Annotated in this window: 4 protein-coding genes; 3 read left to right on the top strand and 1 reads right to left on the bottom strand. The window is 58.1% G+C overall.

Annotated elements, in window-relative coordinates:
• Positions 1-80 precede the first annotated feature (80 nt).
• Positions 81-938, bottom strand: coding sequence for a LysR family transcriptional regulator (locus EN991_RS25355; protein ID WP_127369789.1), 858 nt, complete (start codon positions 936-938; stop codon positions 81-83).
• Positions 939-1072: 134 nt separating this feature from the next.
• Here EN991_RS25355 and EN991_RS25350 point away from each other — a divergent pair, with 134 nt between their 5' ends.
• The 3 genes from EN991_RS25350 (at position 1073) to EN991_RS25340 (ending at position 4247) form a co-directional block, all read left to right on the top strand.
• Positions 1073-2155, top strand: coding sequence for an amidohydrolase family protein (locus EN991_RS25350; protein ID WP_127369788.1), 1083 nt, complete (start codon positions 1073-1075; stop codon positions 2153-2155).
• Between the two features lie 11 nt (positions 2156-2166).
• Positions 2167-2520: a Rieske (2Fe-2S) protein gene (locus EN991_RS25345; protein ID WP_023809364.1), complete on the top strand. Its 354-nt coding sequence runs from the start codon at positions 2167-2169 to the stop codon at positions 2518-2520.
• Positions 2521-2639: 119 nt separating this feature from the next.
• On the top strand, positions 2640-4247 hold the full coding sequence (locus EN991_RS25340) for an ABC transporter substrate-binding protein (protein ID WP_127369787.1): 1608 nt from the start codon (positions 2640-2642) through the stop codon (positions 4245-4247).
• Positions 4248-4287 lie beyond the last annotated feature (40 nt).

Raw genomic sequence — 4287 nt, 5'->3', positions numbered from 1 at the left:
TTTTGAAGTAGGGCAAAGATGCCTTTCCGAGGCCCGCCATAACAGGAGCCTCCCTCGCGAGTTATGATCGATTATTTCGATTACATATCCAGTGACATCACGGCAACGTGAAGGGCGCGGATTCCCTTGCGGATGATCGGTTCGTGCTTGCGGCGCGCCAGGATGGCCGTGTGTACCGGCTGATGCAGGGTCGGAGCACCTTCGACGATGAACGATGGGCGTTCGAGGGCGAACCTGCGCGCATCGTCACTTCGCATATAGCAGGTCCCGCCCGCGCGCCGTAGCATCATCTCCGCCAAGGTTTCCGATCCCATGGAAAGGCGACAGATCGCCAACTCGCCAAGCAATTCGGCATGGGCCTTCTCCAGCAGGGCCGTATAGCCAGGACGAATATAGGTTTCAGGATCGACCTCGGAGAGGGTTCTGGCTACCGTGGAAACCATCACATATTCCTCAACCATCAAATGTTCATAGGAGATTTCGGGTAGGTATCGTGGGGCGTAAAGCACTGCGATGTCGAGATTTCCCATGCTTAGGTCGCTGACCATCTGGTTCGAATAATCCGACTCGACATGGATCGACGATTTGGGAAGAGCCTGACACAGCGTCTCCACCCAACCCGGCAAAACCGAGCGGGTCATCCCGACCTGCGCGGCGACGCGCAAGGTGCCTTCGAAACGATTGAACGCCCGGACATCGTGGCGAGCCTGCGACCATGTGGACAGCAGGGATCTTGCGTAAGCTTCGAACCGGCGTCCTGCGGCGGTCGGTTCCGCCCCGGCGCGTCCGCGCTGGAACAGTTCGGACCCGATTGCGCTCTCGAGGTTCTTGATGCGGGTGCTGATCGTCGACTGGGTCAATCCTAGCCGATCCGCGGTGCGATTGAAGTTTCTCGATTCGATGATGTCCAGAAAGGTCTCGATGTGATCAAGTTGCATGAAATCTCCAATCGAAAAACTCGATCATATTCCACGTATCATAAGCTTGATCAAACAATACTCAAGGCGGAAGCTGTAGCACATCAGCGGCCGGCAGCGCCGCCGGGACGAGATACGGATACGGAGCGGAAGAAGTGTTCATAGTCGACTGCGACTGTCATAATTACTGGTCAAGCGCTACTGTGTTGGAGCCCTATCTCTCCGGCTTGTGGAAAGACATGTTCATCGAGGGCGAGAAAACAGGGCCCGTTGGGGCCTTTCCGCATGGTCATCGGCCCTGGTTCCACCCGCAGGACTTTTCCCGCAAGGACATCCGTCCGAAAACGGAAGCCGACAACTATCTCATCATGAAAGAGAAGCACCTCGACAAATACAAAGTCGACGTGGCGATCCTGACCGGCGATGAGCCTTTCGAGGCGTCGACACTGGCTAACCCTTACTATGCCAGCGCTCTGGTCAGCGCTTACAACGATTATCAGATCGATCAGTGGTTGCCGAAAGACGATCGGTTCATGGGCTCGATCATCATCGCGCCACAGGATCCGAAGCTCGCTGCCGCCGAGATACGCCGTCTTGGCAGCCATCCGCGCATGGTCCAGGTTCTCGCCTCCCAGGGGTCCGTCAAGCCGTATGGCGACCCGTTTTACCATCCGATCTACGAAGCCTGCGCGGAAGTGGGGTTGCCATTCGCCATTCATCTGGGCGGGCATGGCGGCGTGAATTCAACTGCCATTGCTCCTGCTCCGACGACATTCTTCTGGGAAACGCATGCCATTCTGCACATGTCGGCGATGTCGCACGTGGCAAGCATGATCGCCCATGGCGTCTTCGAGAAATGGCCGGACCTCTACTTCGTGATCATCGAGTGCGGCGTCGCCTGGGTTCCGTCGGTCCTTTGGCGCCTGGACGCCGACTACAAAGCGCTGCGCAAGGAGACGCCATGGCTGAAGATGCTGCCGTCTGAATATTGCCGGCGCAACATCCGCTTTTCCACGCAGCCGCTGGAGCAGCCTGCAAACATCCAACATCTCTGGTCCACGCTCGAAGCGATGGACGGCGAAAACACGCTGATGTTTGCATCAGACTATCCGCACTGGGATTACGACGATGCCAACACGCTGCAAATCCCTCCTGCATGGAAGAGCAAGATCATGGGACTGAACGCGCTGGAAGTCTACAAACGCATCCCCCGCGCGCAAGCCGCGAATGCCGCCTGAGGAAGCATACGATGCCCGAGAAGACATATATCTGCCGCGTCGACGAGATCGAAACAGGGTCTCCGTTCATCGCCAAGATCCGCAGCCTTTCGGTCGGGATTTTCCGCATCGGAGATTCATTCCACGCGCTGCTGAATGTCTGTCCGCACCGCGGCGCTCCGCTTTGCGAGGGGCCGCAATGCGGCACAACCGCGCCCGTTGAACAGGCGCAATTCATCTATCATCGCGAAAACGAGATCGTTCGATGCGCCTGGCACGGGTGGGAGTTCGACATCAAGTCAGGCGCGGCCTTGGTCGATCCCTCCGTTCGCGCGCGCACATTTCCAGTCACCGTCGAAGCCGGCGGCATCTACGTGACGGCCTGATTGGCGCAAGCCGATTGGGATTGGAAAAATTCGAAGGAAGGTGGCGGAGCCAATAAGCAGATTTGTTCGCCGGTGCTTGACGAGAAATAACGCGGGGAACTCCGCAATGGGAGAGTCAAATGTCAGAATCTGAATACAAGCTTGGTATCGCGCAAAGCCTGGTCGGAGGCGGCAAGGTTTCCCGCCGCGAATTCATTCATCTTGGGCTGGCCGCGGGCCTGACCGTTGCCGCCGCCGACCGGCTGTTCGTGAGCACGGCGCGGGCCGAACCGATGCAGGGCGGCTTCGCCAAGCTCGGCATGGCTCATGGCGCGACGACGGATTCGATCGATCCGGCCGGCTACCCCGACACGTTCACACAAACCGCATTTTCGGGCTCGCTGTCCAACAGCCTCACTGAGGTCGACGCCAAAGGCAATGTCCAACCGGACCTCGCCGAGAGCTTTGAAACTTCGGATGGAGCCAAAACCTGGGCTTTCAAGCTGCGCAAAGGCGCAACCTTTCACAACGGCAAGACCGTGACGGCGGATGACGTCGTGACCTCCTTGCAATATCACATGGGCAAGGACACCAAATCGGCGGCGAAGTCGCTGTTGGACTCCGTCGCCGATGTCAAGTCGGACGGCCCGGAAACGGTGGTCTTCACGCTCAAGAGCGGCAACGCCGATTTCCCTTACATCATGAGTGACTACCATCTGGTCATCATGCCGGCCAAGGACGGCAAGGCGGATTGGGCTTCAGGCGTTCGCACCGGTGCTTTCGTCCTCGAGAATTTCCAGCCCGGCGTTTCGGCCAAGCTCAAGCGCAATCCAAACTACTTCAAGAATGGCAAGCCCTATCTCGACGAGGTGGAGTTCATCGCCATCACAGATCTCGCCGCTCGCATGGCGGCGCTATCCACGGGGGAGGTGGACTATATCGGCCGCGCCGACCTCAAAACCCTCGGCATGTTGAAACGCAATCCCAAGGTGGAAATCGTCGAGGTCACTGGCTACGGGCACTATACCTTGCCGATGAATGTCACGATGGCGCCGTTTGATAATCCGGACGTGCGAATGGCATTGAAATGGGCGATCAATCGCCAAGAAATCGTCGACAAGATCTTTCTTGGCCACGCCACTGTGGCCAACGACAACCCGATCGCGCCGGCCATCAAATTCGCCAAGGATCCGCAACCGCAACACAGCTTCGATCCGGAAAAAGCCAAGCACTACCTGAAAAAGGCCGGAATGGAGAACCTGAAGGTGGACCTCTCGGTGGCCGATGCCGCCTTTGCGGGGGCGGTGGATGCGGCTTCGCTCATTCGCGAAACGGCAGCCCAATGCGGCATCGACGTCAATGTCGTGCGTGAGGCCGAGGACGCTTATTGGGACAATGTCTGGCTGAAGAAACCCTGGTGCGCTTCCTATTGGAGCGGTCGGGCAACCGCCGACTGGATGTTCACGCAAGCCTTTGCCGCGGACTCCAGCTGGAACGAAACGTTCTGGAAAAATCCCCACTTCAACGAATTGCTTGTCCAGGCACGCGCCGAGACGGACGAAGCCAAACGAGCGGCGATGTATGCCGAGATGCAGCAACTAACCCACGATGACGGCGGCAGCATCGTGCTGGTCTTCAACAATTTCGTCAGCGCCCAATCCAAAAAGCTCGCACACGGTGATGTGGCGCCCAACTGGGAGAACGATGGACTGAAGATGGCCGAACGCTGGTGGATCGCCACGGCATGAGATGGCGGGCCGGAGCCGCGATGGTTTTGAGGCTCCGGTC

Source organism: Mesorhizobium sp. M7A.F.Ca.US.005.03.2.1, assembly GCF_003997795.1.
GTDB classification, from domain to species: domain Bacteria; phylum Pseudomonadota; class Alphaproteobacteria; order Rhizobiales; family Rhizobiaceae; genus Mesorhizobium; species Mesorhizobium ciceri.
Note: the sequence above shows the minus strand (reverse complement) of the source record. Positions and strands in the feature narration are given on the sequence as shown.